Origin of the sequence: Aeromonas sp. ASNIH8 (assembly GCF_002919855.1) — a bacterium.
Taxonomy (GTDB): Bacteria; Pseudomonadota; Gammaproteobacteria; order Enterobacterales; family Aeromonadaceae; genus Aeromonas; species Aeromonas caviae.
In genome coordinates this window covers 13,329-29,924 of record NZ_PQLN01000021.1, presented here as the reverse complement: position 1 = coordinate 29,924, position 16,596 = coordinate 13,329, and the positions used below count along the sequence as shown (strand labels likewise).

Annotated in this window: 12 protein-coding genes; 5 read left to right on the top strand and 7 right to left on the bottom strand. The window is 61.9% G+C overall.

Annotated elements, in window-relative coordinates:
* Positions 1 to 25 precede the first annotated feature (25 nt).
* Positions 26 to 883: a nuclease-related domain-containing protein gene (locus C3418_RS07815; protein ID WP_103858272.1), complete on the top strand. Its 858-nt coding sequence runs from the start codon at positions 26 to 28 to the stop codon at positions 881 to 883.
* A 69-nt stretch (positions 884 to 952) separates the two neighbouring features.
* Here C3418_RS07815 and C3418_RS07810 read toward each other — a convergent pair whose 3' ends face one another.
* From C3418_RS07810 to dapB, 6 genes are all read right to left on the bottom strand, one after another.
* Positions 953 to 2,116: a DUF1615 domain-containing protein gene (locus tag C3418_RS07810; protein ID WP_181023077.1), complete on the bottom strand. Its 1,164-nt coding sequence runs from the start codon at positions 2,114 to 2,116 to the stop codon at positions 953 to 955.
* Between the two features lie 145 nt (positions 2,117 to 2,261).
* Positions 2,262 to 3,167, bottom strand: coding sequence for a GGDEF domain-containing protein (locus C3418_RS07805; RefSeq protein ID WP_052130408.1), 906 nt, complete (start codon positions 3,165 to 3,167; stop codon positions 2,262 to 2,264).
* Between the two features lie 244 nt (positions 3,168 to 3,411).
* Positions 3,412 to 5,070, bottom strand: coding sequence for a 2-isopropylmalate synthase (gene leuA, locus C3418_RS07800; protein ID WP_103858271.1), 1,659 nt, complete (start codon positions 5,068 to 5,070; stop codon positions 3,412 to 3,414).
* Positions 5,071 to 5,575: 505 nt separating this feature from the next.
* Complete coding sequence (gene carB, locus C3418_RS07795; RefSeq protein WP_103242930.1) at positions 5,576 to 8,800, bottom strand: carbamoyl-phosphate synthase large subunit; 3,225 nt, start codon at positions 8,798 to 8,800, stop codon at positions 5,576 to 5,578.
* 16 nt (positions 8,801 to 8,816) lie between these two features.
* Positions 8,817 to 9,953 carry a glutamine-hydrolyzing carbamoyl-phosphate synthase small subunit gene (carA, locus tag C3418_RS07790; RefSeq protein ID WP_103858270.1) on the bottom strand — a complete coding sequence of 379 codons (1,137 nt, stop codon included), beginning with the start codon at positions 9,951 to 9,953 and terminating at the stop codon, positions 8,817 to 8,819.
* 659 nt (positions 9,954 to 10,612) lie between these two features.
* On the bottom strand, positions 10,613 to 11,425 hold the full coding sequence (gene dapB / locus C3418_RS07785) for a 4-hydroxy-tetrahydrodipicolinate reductase (RefSeq protein ID WP_010675190.1): 813 nt from the start codon (positions 11,423 to 11,425) through the stop codon (positions 10,613 to 10,615).
* Between the two features lie 316 nt (positions 11,426 to 11,741).
* On the opposite strand from dapB, the gene C3418_RS07780 reads away from it, so the two are divergent.
* The 4 genes from C3418_RS07780 (at position 11,742) to serA (ending at position 16,084) form a co-directional block, all read left to right on the top strand.
* Positions 11,742 to 13,088: a Na+/H+ antiporter NhaC family protein gene (locus tag C3418_RS07780; RefSeq protein WP_103858269.1), complete on the top strand. Its 1,347-nt coding sequence runs from the start codon at positions 11,742 to 11,744 to the stop codon at positions 13,086 to 13,088.
* A 104-nt stretch (positions 13,089 to 13,192) separates the two neighbouring features.
* Complete coding sequence (locus tag C3418_RS07775) at positions 13,193 to 13,789, top strand: 5-formyltetrahydrofolate cyclo-ligase (protein WP_103858268.1); 597 nt, start codon at positions 13,193 to 13,195, stop codon at positions 13,787 to 13,789.
* A 143-nt stretch (positions 13,790 to 13,932) separates the two neighbouring features.
* Positions 13,933 to 14,586: a ribose-5-phosphate isomerase RpiA gene (gene rpiA, locus C3418_RS07770; protein ID WP_039040383.1), complete on the top strand. Its 654-nt coding sequence runs from the start codon at positions 13,933 to 13,935 to the stop codon at positions 14,584 to 14,586.
* A 265-nt stretch (positions 14,587 to 14,851) separates the two neighbouring features.
* A complete protein-coding gene (gene serA, locus C3418_RS07765) occupies positions 14,852 to 16,084 on the top strand; it encodes a phosphoglycerate dehydrogenase (RefSeq protein WP_039040384.1) in 1,233 nt (410 codons plus the stop codon).
* Between the two features lie 78 nt (positions 16,085 to 16,162).
* Here the strand turns inward: serA and C3418_RS07760 are convergent, their stop codons facing one another.
* Positions 16,163 to 16,543 (bottom strand): diacylglycerol kinase, encoded by a 381-nt coding sequence (locus tag C3418_RS07760; protein ID WP_052816484.1) that lies wholly within the window; start codon positions 16,541 to 16,543, stop codon positions 16,163 to 16,165.
* Between the last annotated feature and the right edge of the window lie 53 nt (positions 16,544 to 16,596).

Sequence of the window (16,596 nt, the reverse complement as noted above, 5' to 3'; positions counted from 1 at the left end):
CCGGGATCTGTGAAGGCTAAATCACATGGATATCACTGCTGCCATAGCGCCGCTGCTGACTCAGCTCTGGTTTCTCCTGCCACTGCTGTTGATTGCCACCCTGCTCAAAACGGCCTGGTTCAAAGGGATGGTCGGGGAGTGGTTTATCAATCTCTGTATTCGGCTATTTCTCGACAAGCGGGAATATCGCCTGCTCAAGGACGTGACCCTGCCCACCCCCCAGGGCAGCACTCAGATCGATCACGTGATCGTCTCTCGCTTCGGGCTATTCGTGATTGAGACCAAGAACATGAAGGGCTGGATATTCGGCAACCCGACCCAGAAAAGCTGGACCCAGCAGATCTATCGCCGCAAGCACAGCTTCCAGAACCCGCTGCATCAGAACCACCTGCACATGATGACCCTCAAATCCCTGCTGGGGCTCTCAGACAACCAGCTTCACTCCGTCATCTTCTTTATCGGCGACTGCACCTTCAAGACCCCTATGCCGCAGAACGTGATGAACCGCGGGCTCATTCGCTACGTCAAGGGTATAACCACGCCGGTATTGGCCGAGAGCGAGGTCGCTCACGTTGTCGACACCATTCAACAAGGGCGACTTGCCGCCAACTGGCAGACTCACAGACAGCATGTCACCCAGCTCAAGACTCGTCATGCCGACCCATCCGCCAACCATGTTTCCACCCGCGAACCTGTCAGGCAATCAGTTGCAAACCCACCCTCACAGAGCGTATCGCCACCGGACAATCCACCCCCGATCTGCCCCAGATGTGGCAGCACCATGGTATTGCGCACTGCCGGTAGAGGTGACAACAAGGGAAAACCGTTCTGGGGATGCCATGAATTCCCCACATGCAGGGGGACCAGAGCGCTGATGAAGTAGATGGGAAGGCTGAACGACGGAGGCATAAAACAAAGGCGGCCAATTGGCCGCCTTTGTTATTTCAGCAAATCAGCGGATCGTTGCCATCTTCTGCACGCAGCGCTGCTCGCGCTCATCCACCCGCTTGGCAAACCAGGCGGTGGTGAGATTGCGGGTGATCTTGGGGCTCTTTAGCTGGATACCGGGCAAGATGGCGCGGGGTTGCCGTGTCCCGGCCTGTTTGTCGGCCAGGGCGAAGACCCTGTGGTAGAGATCGCTTTTGGCAAAGTCGCTGCTGTCCCCCAGCTTCAGGCTCTGGTGAATGGCCTGCTTGCTCATGTTGACGCGGCTGGCGACGCTGTGGACCGCGAGTTCGGTCTTGCCGGGCAGATCCGAGTCGTAGCGGATGAGATCCCCATCCAGGGCCAGGGGCTTGCCACTCACCCGGCTTACCGCCGCCTGGAAGGCCGCATTGCGGCTCGCGTACCAGCCCGCATTGAAGTCGGCGAAGCGATAGAGGGTATCCGGGTAGTCCGCGGGATAGCCGAAGATGTGTTTGGTGCCAAACCAGATGCCGCCGCGACGAGTGAACACCTCGTGGCGAATGGACTCCTTCACGGGATAGGGGTAGCCACGGGCGTTGGCCTCAGCAAAGGCGACGCTCACCTGCATGGGGCCGCCGGTGCGTACCGGGTTGAGATTGCCAAAGAGCTGCTTGCCCATGGGGACGCTGCCTGTCATGTCTTCGAAGATCTCGCTCATCTCCCGCTCGGTGCGAAGTTTGTCGATGCGCTCGGCATAGCTCTTGCCGGTGGGGGATTGGATGGAGAGGGCCGTGCGCACCATGAACTCGGGGATGAGCAGCTTGCCGGCCCGGGCATTGATCTCCTTCCAGGCAATCTTGTTGAGGTTGGGCACCACGGGGTCCGCCTGATAGGTCGCCTCCTGCTCCGCCACCGCCAGCACGCTGCAGACGTTGTGATCGCTCACCGTCAGCCCCTGGGTGGTGAGCGCCGTCACCACGTCATTGGCCCAGCCTGGCTTGTCCACCACGCTGCGCGGCAGGAAGCGCACGATGCGGCTCTTCATGTCGGCCGGTTTTTGCGGCTGCATCGCCTTGGGAATGGGGCGCCCCGCCGGCGTCGCCGGGCTGGTCGGGGCGGGAGGCTCGCTGGCACAACCCGACAGCAGGGCAAGGGAAAGCAGTGACAGCCAGCGCCAATGGGCATCAAACAAGGAGTGAGAGGGGATCATGAAGGCTTCCTGAAGAGCGGGACCTGCCCCTCATCGCGAATGAGAGGGCTCGAATGCATGGAGGCGGACATTGTAGGGAACAAGTCTGACAAGATGAAGGCGGATGAACCGGCTGGCCCGCTGGCTGCGGCATTCCCTGGCGTCATCACGCCAGCTCCACCCGGTTGCGTCCCAGGTGCTTGGCCTGATAGAGGGCGAGATCGGTGCGCTGGAGCAGGGCATCCACCCCCTCCCCGCTCTGGCTGATGCCCAGGGCAAGGCTCACGGTGAATCTTACCCCGTCACCTGAGACCAGCTCTTCGGTCGCGCACCTTATCTGCTCCGCCAGCGCACGGGCCTTGTCGCCCGTCATGCCGGGCAGCCAGATGGCAAACTCCTCTCCCCCAAGGCGTGCCACCACCCCATCCAATGGGCAGAGCTGGCGCAGCAGGGTGCTGAATTCACGCAGCACATTGTCGCCGATGGCGTGGCCATAGCGATCGTTGATCAGCTTGAAGTGATCGAGATCCAGCAGCAGGAGCGGCGTCCCCTCCTCTCCGTGCGCCTCCAGCACGGCGCGAAACGCGCGGCGATTGGAGAGCCCGGTCAGCTCGTCTGACATGGCGAGAGAGGAGAGCCGCATCTGGGTGCCATACATCTGCTGCACCATCAGCAGCACACCCCAGGCCGAGGCCAGCATGCCGATCGTGCGCAGGCTGTCTTCCACCGTGGAGAGCCACCAGGGCTGGAAATAGACTTCATCCATCAGATCGATGACGCCGGAAACGAGCCAGAGGGTCAGCCCGCCGGTGAGGGAGAGATAGGTTCTCAAGGTGATCTGGGCACACTGCACTACCCAGAACATGAACAGCAGAGTCAGCACGTTGAGCGCTTCGGCCAGAGCCCCGACGGTATAGAGGTTGTGCTCTGCCAGGGGATCAAAGCTGACCCCGGCCAGGATCCCCGTCAGCAGCAACAGACAGGGCAGGCTCACCAGCGCGAGACGACGGCAGGGAGGAAGCGAGAAGAACCGGGCGGGGTGAACGGATAACCTGAGGGGAGTCTTCATCATGTTTTGGGCTCCAAGCGCGCATGTCTTCTATCCCGAATGGCAGCCGTTGGCTGCCATCGCCAGCGAACCCCGACGGCATTCCTGGTGGCAAATCACTGATATTGTGGGCCGATTTTTCCATAAAAAACAATCCCCTCACCATAGGGGTCAGGGGATTGTTGCAACGGGGACGGCGCGATCTGCCGTGACATCGGGGCGGGCGGCCCTTCCCTGCTCGTCCTCACGGCAAGTGGGCAGTGCCGCCTCAGGCGCTCTGGCGCAGGGCCTGATGCTGGGCGGCGCCGTTGATCACCGCCTGCAGGGAGGCGTTGACCACGTCGCGACCGACGGCGACGCCACACATCCGGGTGCCCTCGACGCTCAGCAGCACATAGGCGGCGGCGCGGGATTCGGTGCCGGCGGTGAGCGCATGCTCGGAGTAATCCAGCACATCGATGTGCATGCCGGTCTGACGCTGCCAGCCGTTGACCAGGGCCGTGATGGCACCCTCCCCTTCACCACACAATTGCAGGGTGCCGTGGGGGGTCTGCAACTCCAGGCGCAGGCTCTCCTGACTGTCATGACCGAGCTGGAAGCGCCCGATGCGATAGCCGTGGGCCGGCTCAAGATAGTGCTGCTCGAACAGGGTGCGGATCTGCTCCGGGCTGATTTCGCTGCTGCTCGCCTCAGCCTCGGCTTGAACCCGGCGGCTGAAGTCGATTTGCAGCCAGCGCGGCAGTTGCAGACCGAGGTCACGCTCCAGCAGATAGGTCACCCCTCCCTTGCCGGACTGGCTGTTGATGCGGATCACCGCCTCGTAGCTGCGACCGAGATCGGCAGGATCGATGGGCAGGTAAGCCACGTCCCAGTAGTGATCCGGTTTTTCTGCCGCGAGAGACTTGCGGATGGCGTCCTGGTGGCTGCCGGAAAACGCCGTGTAGACCAGCTCGCCGGCATAGGGGTGGCGCGGGTGCAGGGCAATCTGGGTGCAGGCCCCCACGGTGGCGACGATGGCATCCATGTCGGACAGGTCCAGCTCGGGGTCAATCCCCTGGCTGTAGAGGTTCATGGCCATGGTGACGATGTCCATGTTGCCGGTGCGCTCCCCGTTGCCGAGCAGGGTGCCCTCAATGCGATCCGCCCCCGCCAGCACCGCCAGCTCGGCGGCGGCCACCCCGCAGCCTCTGTCGTTGTGGGTGTGGATAGAGATGCTCACCTCGGATCGCGCCTTGAGGTGTCGGCAGAACCACTCCACCTGATCCGCAAACACGTTGGGGGTGCTCACCTCCACCGTGGCGGGGAGGTTCAGGATCATGGGACGGGCAGCGGCACGCCACTCGTCGATGACGGCGTCACACACCTCGACGGCGAACTCCACCTCGGTGCTGCTGAAGCTCTCCGGAGAATACTGGAAACTCCACTCGGTGCCCGGATTGCGGGCCGCATACTCCCTCACCCAGCGCGCCCCCTGCACGGCGATGGCCTTGACCCCGTCCTTGCCTGAGTTGAACACATAGTTGCGCTGGGTCGGGTTGACCGAGTTGTAGACGTGAACGATGGCCCGCTTCGCCCCCTTGAGCGCCTCGAAGGTGCGGGCGATCAGATCTTCGCGCGCCTGCACCAGCACCTGGATGGTGACGTCATCGGGGATGAGGTTGCGCTCGATGAGTTCGCGCACAAAATCGAAGTCGGGCTGGGAGGCCGCCGGGAAGCCCACCTCGATGTGCTTGAAACCGATGTGGGTCATCAGCGCCCACATTTGCAGCTTCTGGGCCACCGTCATGGGCTCGACCAGCGCCTGGTTGCCATCGCGCAGGTCCACGGCGCACCAGAGCGGTGCCCGCTCCAGTACCCGGTTGGGCCACTGGCGATCCGCCAGGTTGATCACGGGGGCACGGCGGTATTTGCGATGATCGAAGCTCATATTCAGATTCCCTTGACGGATGGGCGAGGCGCCGGACGACCGGGCCGACAGGCGGGTGGGGCAAGGAGGGGAAGCGGGTTGGTGCGGTAACACCGTCCCTGACGAGTCGCGCGGCGGTAACCCCGCGACCGGTTTTCCTGCGGCCCCCGTCGGTCACCGGGGCCGGCCACGGCAGCCGGATCGGGCTGCGGGCGCTGATCCTCTCGCACGCCACCTTTCGGTGTGTCGGCGCAGACGACCTTGTTTGTATGAGCACCCAGTATAGGGAGGTCGTGGGGGCGAGAGATTGCGAAGATTGCACCCCATCATACCAATTCAGCAATATGGATGCAGTGAATCTCCAATAAAGGGGTGAGTATCACCACCCATGATGCATTATCCGCCATCTCACCCATCTTCCTTGCTGGCGCCCCCACCGGGAGTGGCCGGGCGCAGGCAATAAAAAAACCCCGCCATCGCTGGCGGGGTTTGCGTGCATCGAGCGGGCAGCGTGCTGCCGGTGCTCTTAGCGGTTGTTCACCCTCTCGTGCAGCTCCTGCACCGAGTTGACGTTGGCGGTGGCATCGACACTGATGGCCATGCAGGTGGCGAAGGCCGCGTGCAGCGTGGTGGTGTAGGCCACCTTGTGCTGCAGGGCGCCGCGGCGCAGCTGCTTGGAATCCTGGATGGCCTGACGACCCTCGGCGGTGTTGACGATGTAGGTGTACTCGCCATTCTTGATGCGATCCAGAATGTGCGGACGCCCCTCGTGCACCTTGTTGACCAGACGCGGGTTGATGCTCGCCTCGCCCAAGGTCACGGCGGTGCCGTGGGTGGCGTCGAGGTCATAGCCCAGCTCCAGCAGCTTGGCGGCCAGGTTGACCACCCGCTCCTTGTCGCCGTGACGCACGGACAAGAGGGCGCGACCTTCGCTCGGCACCTGGTGACCGGCACCCAGCTGCGCCTTGGCATAGGCCTCGGCGAAGCTGCTGCCCACCCCCATGACTTCACCGGTGGAGCGCATTTCCGGCCCCAGCAGCGGGTCCACACCCGGGAACTTGGCGAACGGCAGTACCACTTCCTTCACCGAGTAGTAGGGCGGGATGATCTCGGTGGTGAAGCCCTGTTCTTTCAGGCTCTGACCGGCCATGACGCGTGCGGCAATCTTGGCCAGCGGAGCGCCGGTGGCCTTGGAGACGAAGGGCACGGTACGGGCGGCACGGGGGTTCACCTCGATGAGGTAGATCTCGTTGTCTTTCACCGCGAACTGCACGTTCATCAGACCGACCACGCCAAGTTCCAGCGCCAGTTTGCGCACCTGCTCGCGCATCTCGTCCTGAATCGCCTTGGACAGGGTGTAGGGCGGCAGGGAGCAGGCGGAGTCACCGGAGTGAATGCCGGCCTGTTCGATGTGCTCCATGATGCCGCCGATGACCACGTCAACGCCGTCGCAGATGGCGTCCACGTCCACCTCGGTGGCGTCGTCCAGGAAGCGGTCCAGCAGCACAGGCGACTCGTTGGAGACGCTCACTGCCTCGGCGAAGTAGCGGCGCAGGTCCTGCTCGTCATAGACGATTTCCATGGCGCGGCCACCCAGCACGTAGGAGGGGCGAACCACCAGCGGGTAGGTGATGCGCGTGGCCAGTTGCACGGCCTGCTCCAGGGCGGTGACGGTGCCGTTTTCCGGCTGCTTGAGCCCCAGGCGCTCGACGGCGGACTGGAAGCGCTCGCGATCTTCCGCGCGGTCGATGGCATCCGGGCTGGTACCAATCACCGGCACGCCGTTGGCTTCCAATGCCCGCGCCAGTTTCAGCGGAGTCTGGCCGCCGTACTGGACGATGACGCCCTTGGGCTGCTCGACCCGCACGATTTCCAGCACGTCTTCCAGGGTGACTGGCTCGAAGTAGAGACGGTCGGAAGTGTCGTAGTCGGTGGAGACGGTTTCCGGGTTGCAGTTGACCATGATGGTCTCGTAACCGTCTTCACGCAGGGCCAGGGCCGCGTGTACGCAGCAGTAGTCGAACTCGATGCCCTGACCGATACGGTTCGGGCCGCCACCGATGACCATGATCTTGTCGCGGTTGGTGGGGTTGGCCTCGCACTCCTCGTCATAGCTGGAGTACATGTAGGCGGTGTTGGTGGCGAACTCGGCCGCGCAGGTATCGACCCGCTTGTAGACCGGGAAGATGTTGTGGCGGGCACGCAATTTACGCACTTCCCCTTCGGCCACGCCGAGGATCTTGGCCAGACGCGCGTCGGCAAAGCCTTTGCGCTTGAGGGCACGCAGGAAGTCGGCGTCAAGACCGGCCATGCCGCGCTCTTTCACCTGCTCTTCCAGTTTCACCAGCTCTTCAATCTGCACCAGGAACCAGGGGTCAATCTTGGTCAGCTTGAACACGCCGTCCATGGAGAGACCGGCGCGGAAGGCGTCGGCGATGTAGAAGATGCGCTCGGCACCGGCATCCTGCAGCTCGTGACGGATGCGGGTCAGGGAGTCGGGGGCGTTCAGGTCAACCATGGGGTCGAAGCCGGTCTTGCCGGTCTCGAGACCACGCAGGGCCTTGTGCAGGGACTCCTGGAAGTTGCGGCCGATGGCCATCACTTCACCCACGGACTTCATCTGGGTGGTCAGACGGTCGTTGGCACCGGCGAACTTCTCGAAGTTGAAGCGCGGCACCTTGGTCACCACGTAGTCGATGGCCGGCTCGAAGGAGGCCGGGGTGCGACCGCCGGTGATGTCGTTCATCAGCTCGTCCAGGGTGTAACCGATGGCGAGCTTGGCGGCGATCTTGGCGATGGGGAAGCCGGTCGCCTTGGAGGCCAGCGCAGAGGAGCGCGACACCCGCGGGTTCATCTCGATGATGACCATGCGGCCGTCTTTGGGGTTGATGCCGAACTGGACGTTGGAACCGCCGGTCTCGACGCCGATCTCGCGCAGCACCGCCATGGAGGCGTTGCGCATGATCTGGTACTCCTTGTCGGTCAGCGTCTGGGCTGGCGCGACCGTGATGGAGTCACCGGTGTGGATGCCCATGGGGTCGAAGTTCTCGATGGCGCAGACGATGATGCAGTTGTCGTTGCGATCCCGCACCACTTCCATCTCGTACTCTTTCCAGCCGATGAGCGACTCGTCGATGAGCAGCTCCTTGGTGGGGGAGAGATCCAGGCCGCGTTCGCAGATTTCGACGAACTCTTCGGTGTTGTAGGCGATGCCGCCACCGGAGCCGCCCATGGTGAAGGAGGGACGGATGATGCAGGGGAAGCCCACCATCTGCTGCACGCCCCAGGCCTCTTCCATGTTGTGGGCGATGCCGGCACGGGGGCATTCGAGACCGATGCTGCGCATGGCCTTGTCAAAGCGGGAGCGATCCTCGGCCTTGTCGATGGCGTCGGCGGTGGCGCCGATCATCTCGACACCGAACTCCTTGAGCACGCCATGCTGCTCCAGCGCCAGGGCGCAGTTCAGCGCAGTCTGACCACCCATGGTGGGCAGGATGGCGTCCGGGCGCTCTTTCTTGATGATCTCGCGCACCACTTCCCAGGTGATGGGCTCGATGTAGGTGGCGTCGGCCATCTCCGGGTCGGTCATGATGGTGGCCGGGTTGGAGTTCACCAGGATGACGCGGTAGCCCTCTTCTTTCAGGGCCTTGCACGCCTGGGCGCCGGAGTAGTCGAATTCGCAGGCCTGACCGATGACGATGGGGCCGGCGCCGAGGATCAGGATGCTCTGTAGGTCGTTACGTTTTGGCATGGCTCTCTTTATCCTCTTAGGCGCGATACTGCTTAATCAATTCAATAAAGTGGTCGAACAGACCGGCACAATCGTGCGGGCCCGGGCTCGCTTCGGGGTGACCCTGGAAGCTGAAGGCCGGACGGTCGGTGCGATGGATGCCCTGGAGCGACCCATCGAACAGGGAGACGTGGGTGGCACGCAGGCACTCGGGCAGGGTCTGCTCGTCCACCGCAAAGCCGTGGTTCTGGGCGGTGATCATCACGGTGTTGTCGTCCAGACTCTTCACCGGGTGGTTGGCACCGTGGTGGCCGAACTTCATCTTGATGGTCTTGGCGCCGGAGGCCAGGCCCAGCAACTGGTGGCCCAGGCAGATACCGAACACCGGCGTGTTGGTATCAAGGAAGGTCTTGATCGCCTCGATGGCGTAGTCGCACGGCTCGGGGTCGCCGGGGCCGTTGGAGAGGAAGATACCATCCGGGTTCATCGCCAGTACCTCGGCGGCCGGGGTCTTGGCCGGCACCACGGTCAGGCGGCAGCCACGGTCCACCAGCATGCGCAGAATGTTGCGCTTCACGCCGAAGTCGTAGGCCACCACATGGTATTTCAACTCATCGGCCGTCGGGGTGACATGACCCTTGCCGAGCTGCCAGCTGCCTTCAGTCCAGCTGTAGGATTCGCTCACGGTCACTTCCTTGGCCAGGTCCATCCCCTTCAAACCGGGGAAGGCGCGGGCCTGTTCGAGGGCATGGGCTTCATCGAGCTGCTTGCCGGCCAGGATGCAACCGGCCTGGGCGCCTTTTTCACGCAGGATGCGGGTCAGCTTGCGGGTGTCGATGTCGGCGATGCCAACGATGTTGTGAGACTTGAGGTAATCGGAGAGGGATTGCTGATTGCGGAAGTTGGAGGCCAGTATCGGAAGGTCCCGGATGATGAGGCCCTGAGCATGGACCTGACTGGACTCTTCATCTTCGCTGTTGGTGCCGGTGTTGCCTATATGGGGGTAAGTGAGGGTAACGATCTGACGGGAATAGGAGGGATCTGTGAGGATTTCCTGATAACCCGTCATCGACGTGTTGAAAACCACTTCACCAACGGAACATCCCTCGGCGCCTATCGACACGCCTTTGAACACAGTTCCATCTTCCAGCACTAGCAATGCAGTGTGATTCAAGACAACCTCCAGTTATTTAGCTTTAAATTCAGCAATTTACCTGGGTGTTGCGGGCTCGGTTCCGGTCTTTGACAGGACTCGAACCCGGCAGATTTCTGGCAAATTGGGCGCATTCTACTTAAAAACGATCTCATTTCAACGTCTTTTCTCGTTTGAAATGCATCTAAATTCAATAAACAAGCAACATTACCCATTATCTATGCACTCACTCGCTTTGCAACCCCCTCTTCAAAAAGAAAAGCCAAACACAGACCACAAAGCGGCGCCCGATGCCATGCAACGTACAAAAAACCAAATTTACCACTTAATAAACAGCAAGATAGAAAATTAAAAAATAAACAACACAACAGCAAAAACACCATTTGAAGCCAGAAAAGTGAACGCCAAGAATAGAAAACGTTTTTCTTGGATTGCATTTTTAGTCTATTTCACATCAAGGCGAAATGCCCCCCGCAGGGGAATATTGAGACCCAAACCCGTTACCCCTTGATGACATTTTTGTCGCAAGAGGGTGGCAGGCTTGTAAGAATGGCAGGATTTAGCGAGGTTCACTCAAAAAGTGATGATTAAGGCTCATTTCTACAAAAAAGTGACAAAAAACCCCGGCGGACCGGGGTTTGGCAACCAGTACGGGAGTCTGCACTCCCCCTGAAGACGGTTTATTTCAGACCGAGCACATCCTGCATATCATAGAGACCGGCCCCTTGCTGGCCGAGCCACTTGCCCGCCCGCACTGCACCGTTGGCGAAGGTCAGACGGCTGGAAGCCTTGTGGCTGATCTCGACCCGCTCGCCGATGTCGGCGAACATGACGGTGTGCTCCCCCACCAGATCGCCGGCGCGGATGGTGGCAAAGCCGATGGTGTTGCGATCCCGCTCACCGGTGATCCCCTCACGGCCATAGACGGCGCACTCTTTGAGATCCCGGCCCAGGGTTTTCGCCACCACCTCCCCCATGGAGAGCGCAGTGCCGGACGGAGCATCCACCTTGTGTCTGTGGTGCCCCTCGATGATCTCGATGTCGGTGTACTCCCCCATCACCCTGGCCGCCTGCTCCAGCAGCTTGAACACCAGGTTGACCCCGACCGAGTAGTTGGAGGCGAAGACGATGCCGATCTGCTTGCCCGCCTCGTGCAGGGCCGCCTTGCCCGCCTCGTCAAAGCCGGTGGTGCCGATCACCATCTGCTTGCCATGCGCCAGTGCAAAGGCGAGGTTCGCCAGGGTCACCTCGGGGCGAGTGAAGTCGATGATGAGATCGAATTCGTCCTTCACCTTCTCCAGACTGTCGCTGATGATGACGCCAAGGCGCCCCAGGCCGTTGAGTTCACCCGCATCCAGACCGATCACGGCAGAGCCCGGTCGTTCCAGCGCCGCTCCCACCACCACGCCCTCGGCGTTGGCGATAGCCTCCAGCAGCACCTTGCCCATACGACCATTACAGCCCATCACGGCCACACGGATCGGATTGTCCATCTCCACCCTCTCATCTCTTTATTATGGAAAGAGACCGTTTTACCAGCCCGCGCCCCCTTTGAAAAGCCCGATCTGGCCCGCCAAACCACCCCGACATTTAAACGATAAATTCAATAAAAACAGAATAAATGACGGAATAAACAGACAAATCAGAATAACGAAGTAAAAAGCCCTATCCATCTGGATGGCTATCTTGACCCGGGCGGGCCGACTCACTACTGTTGGCCCCCCATGGTGGCAGGATGCCCGCCCTGTGCCCGCCCTGGAGGCGCCACAGGCAACGACAGGAGGTCATTGTTCAAGTTTCGAGGAACACATGATCCAGACCCAACCCCGTGCCAGAGCCCTGCTGCCCCTTCTGGTCTTTCTTGCCCTCTTCATCGGTACCGGTACCTGGCTGACCCTGCAGGGGGTCGAGTTCGCCTTCTACCAGCTCCCCGCCCCCGTTGCCGCCCTGCCTGCCGTCATGCTGGCCCTGCTGATGGGACGCGAGGGGTTCAACAAGAACCTCGAGACCTTCTTCAAGGGGGTGGGCGAGAGCAACATCATGGCCATGTGCCTCATCTATTTGCTGGCGGGCGCCTTCGCCACCGTGGCCAAGGCCACCGGCGGGGTGGATGCCACGGTCGCCCTCGGCCTCTCCCTCATTCCGGGCTGGTGCCTGCTGCCGGGGCTCTTCCTCATCTCTGCCTTCATTGCCACCGCCATGGGTACCTCCATGGGCACCATCGGCGCCGTGGCACCGGTGGCGCTGGGCGTCGCCCAGGCCGCCGGCATCGATCCGATGCTGATGGCGGGGACCATCCTCTCCGGCGCCATGTTCGGGGACAACCTCTCCATCATCTCAGACACCACCATCGCCGCCACCCGCAGCCAGGGCTGCGAGATGAAGGACAAGTTTCGCGAGAACATCAAGATTGCCGCCCCCGCCGCCGTGCTGGTGATCCTGCTCTATCTGGTGCTGGGCTCCACCGGTGAAGCGCCGGCCCCCACCGCCGAGGCGGACTTGCTCAAGGTCGCCCCCTATCTGCTGATCCTGGTGCTGGCCCTCTCTGGCATGAACGTCTTCATGGTACTGGGGCTCGGCATCCTGGCGGCCGGTGGCGTGGGGCTGCTTGGCAGCTACTCCCTCGGCCAGTTCAGCAAGGACATCTATCAGGGCTTCACCAGCATGCAGGAGATCTTCCTGCTCTCCATGCTCATCGGTGGTCTGGGTGCCCTGATGGAACGCCAGGGGGGGCTAGCCTGGATAAGTGAGCGCATCGCCGCCCTGATTGCCCGCTTCACCCGCCACCACGATGGCGAGCAGAACGAGAAGGCGGCCGAGCTCGGCATCGCCGGCGTGGTGAGCCTCACCAACCTGTGCACCGCCAACAACACCGTGGCCATCATAGTCGCGAGCAAGGTGGCCAGGGATCTGGCGGACCATCACGGGGTCACCCCGCGCCGCGCCGCCTCCATGCTGGACATCTTCTCCTGCGTGGTACAGGGGCTGATTCCCTGGGGCGCCCAGGCGCTGCTGCTGGGTTCCATCTTCGCCCTCTCGCCGATCCTGGTCGTGAGCATGAGCCTCTACCCCATGGCGCTGGCCCTGGCCGCCATCGTGGCCGTCTTCCTCAAGCACCAGATGGGCGCAGTGGCTCCCGCCCCCCACCGTTCCTGACACCCGACCTCAGGGGCCGCCCGGCTGGCGGCCCCGCCATCAGCTTTTCATCCCGTCGGCCCCTTGCTAAGGTAGCGCCAGCCCACCTTTGCCCAGGAGTCCCCATGCCGGATACCCAACCCGAACGCCAGAACCTGCGCCAGCTCATTCGCCAGCGCAGAAAAAGCCTGAGCCAGGCCGAGCAGCAGGCGGCGGCCCAACAGCTGGTCGAACGCTTCCAGGAACACCCCGGCATCCTCGCGGCCAGTCGCATCGCCCTCTATCTGGCCAACGACGGGGAGCTCGATCCCCTGCCCGCCATCCACTGGCTGTGGGCCCGGCAAAAGGAGGTCTACCTGCCGGTGCTGCACCCCTTCACCCCGGGTCACCTGCTCTTCTTGCGCTACACCGCCACCACCCCCATGACCCGCAACCGCTACGGCATCGCCGAGCCCGAGCTCGACGTGCAGCAGGTGCTGCCCCACAGCATGCTGGACATCATCTGCACCCCGCTGGTGGCCTTCGATGAGGCTGGCAACCGCCTCGGCATGGGGGGCGGCTACTACGATCGCACCCTCGCCTGCTGGCACGAGCACCAGCTCGGCCCAAGACCCCTGGGGCTCGCCCACGACTGCCAGCAGGTGGATGCCGTCCCCCGGGAGCAGTGGGACGTGCCGCTCCCCCAGATCATCACCCCCAGCCGCAGCTGGCACTTTGCCTGATCAGGCGGGGGCGCCCCCTTCGGTTCAATAAACAGGCAAACGATTTACATCTTGGGGATTTTTGCGCCGGAACGTGAGCACCATGGTCGCTCTGGGGGGGATGCTTGGATATAATGCGCCCGCTTTTTCCATAAGGATCCATCATGACTCAAGATGAAATGAAGAAGGCGGCCGGTTGGGCTGCGCTCAAATACGTGGTACCCGGCACCATCGTCGGGGTGGGCACCGGCTCTACCGTCAATCACTTCATCGACGCACTGGCGACCATGAAAGACCAGATCAAGGGCGCGGTGTCGAGCTCCATCGCCTCCACCGAGCGCCTCAAGGGTCTCGGCATCCCGGTGTTTGACCTCAACGACATCGATGCCCTCTCCGTCTACGTGGATGGTGCCGACGAGATCAACGCCAGCCGCGACATGATCAAGGGGGGCGGCGCCGCCTTGACCCGCGAGAAGATCGTCGCCGCCGTGGCCGACCAGTTCATCTGCATCATCGACAACACCAAGACCGTCGACGTGCTGGGCACCTTCCCCCTGCCGGTGGAAGTGATCCCCATGGCCCGCGAATACGTGGCCCGCGAGATCCGCGCCCTTGGCGGCAACCCGGTGTGGCGTGAAGGGGTGGTGACCGACAACGGCAACATCATCCTGGACGTCAAGGGCATGGCCATCACCGATGCCAAGGCTCTGGAAACCCGCCTCAACAGCATCGTGGGCGTGGTCACCAACGGCCTGTTCGCCCACCGTGGCGCCGACGTTGTGCTGATCGGCACCCCCGAGGGTGTGATCACCAACTAAGGCCTGCTCCCCGGACCTCCCCCTCCGGGCAAGCCCCTGCCCGGGTCAGTCAATCTGACTGCCCCAAATGGACAACGGCGCCTCATGGCGCCGTTTCTGGTTATCCCTCAATGGCTTGTAGCAGCACATCTGCAACAATCGTTGATAACTTCAAAGAATTTGACTTTCGTCACAAATATTCCCTCTCCCAAACGTTTTTGCTACTTTACGGTTTTCTTCACACTGCAAGCCTGAACGCATTTTTCAAAACAATAGAGGGAACGTCATGACAGCCAAGTTTTCGCTGGACAAGGATAAGATCAAGGTACTGCTGCTGGAGGGAGTCCATCCCAACACGGTGGAGACCTTTCGGGCAGCCGGCTACACCAATGTGGAATATCTGAAGACGTCCCTGTCGGAAGAGGAGTTGATCGAGCGCATTCGTGACGTGCATTTCGTGGGCCTGCGTTCACGCACCCAGATCACCGAGAAGGTGCTGGATGCCGCCACCAAGCTGGTGGCCATCGGCTGCTTCTGCATCGGCACCAACCAGGTCTCCCTCGACGCCGCCCACGTGCGCGGCATCCCCGTCTTCAACGCCCCCTTCTCCAACACCCGCTCCGTGGCCGAACTGGTACTGGGGGAGATCCTGCTGCTGCTGCGCGGTATTCCCGAGAAGAACGCCAAGTGCCATCGCGGCGTCTGGGAGAAGCTGGCCAACCGCAGCGTCGAAGCCCGCGGCAAGAAGCTCGGCATCATCGGCTACGGCCACATCGGTACCCAGCTTGGCATCATCGCCGAGATGATCGGCATGAAGGTCTACTACTACGACATCGAGAACAAGCTCTCCCTTGGCAACGCCATCCAGGTGCCGAACCTGGTGGAGCTGCTCAACATGTCTGACGTCATCAGCCTGCACGTACCGGAAACCGCCTCCACCAAGGATCTCATCGGTGCAGAGCAACTGCGCATGATGAAACCGGGCGCCATCTTCATCAACGCCTCCCGCGGCACCGTGGTGGACATCGACGCCCTGGCCGACGTCATCAAGAGCGGCCACCTCTCCGGCGCCGCCATCGACGTCTTCCCGGTGGAGCCCAAGTCCAACGACGAGGAGTTCCTCACCCCCCTGCGCGGCCTGGACAACGTGATCCTGACCCCCCACATCGGCGGCTCCACCCAGGAAGCCCAGGAGAACATCGGTCTGGAAGTGGCCAACAAGCTGGTCAAATACTCCGACAACGGCTCCACCCTCTCCGCGGTCAACTTCCCGGAAGTCTCCCTGCCCGGCCACAAGGGCTCCAGCCGCCTGCTGCACATTCACCGCAACCAGCCCGGCGTGATGAACCAGATCAACCAGATCTTCGCCGACGAGGGGATCAACATCGCCGGTCAGTACCTGCAGACCAGCAGCGAGATCGGTTACGTGGTCATCGACGTCGAAACCGAGCACAGCGAGAAGGCCCTGGCCCGTCTCAAAGAGATCAATGGCACCATCCGTGCCCGGATCCTGCACTGATAAACCCTTATCTGCGCAGCAAAAAGCCCGTCGTGATGACGGGCTTTTTTATGTCAGAAGAAAGCTTGCTCTCGCAACCTACCACCAGCCCAGCAGGTTGCGGCCCACCAGGGCACCCCACACCAGGGCATTGAGGGCCAGGGCGATGAAGACGGCGGCGGAGCCCAGATCCTTGGCGCGGCCCGAGAGTTCGTGATGCTCGGAGCCGATGCGATCCACCACCGCCTCCACGGCGGAGTTGAGCACCTCGACGATCACCACCAGCCAGCTGATACAGACGAGCAGCAGGATCTCGTTGAGGGAGTCACCTATCCAGAATGCCAGCGGCATCAGCAGCAAGATGAGCAGCAGCTCCTGACGGAAGGCGGCCTCGTTGACCCAGGCCGATTTGAGACCTTTCATGCTGTAACCGGTTGCGTTGATGATGCGGGTGATCCCGGTCGCGCCTGGCTTTGCCACGATAACTACCTCATTTGAAATGGCTTTTGGGTTCACATCCTATCAGAGCCGCC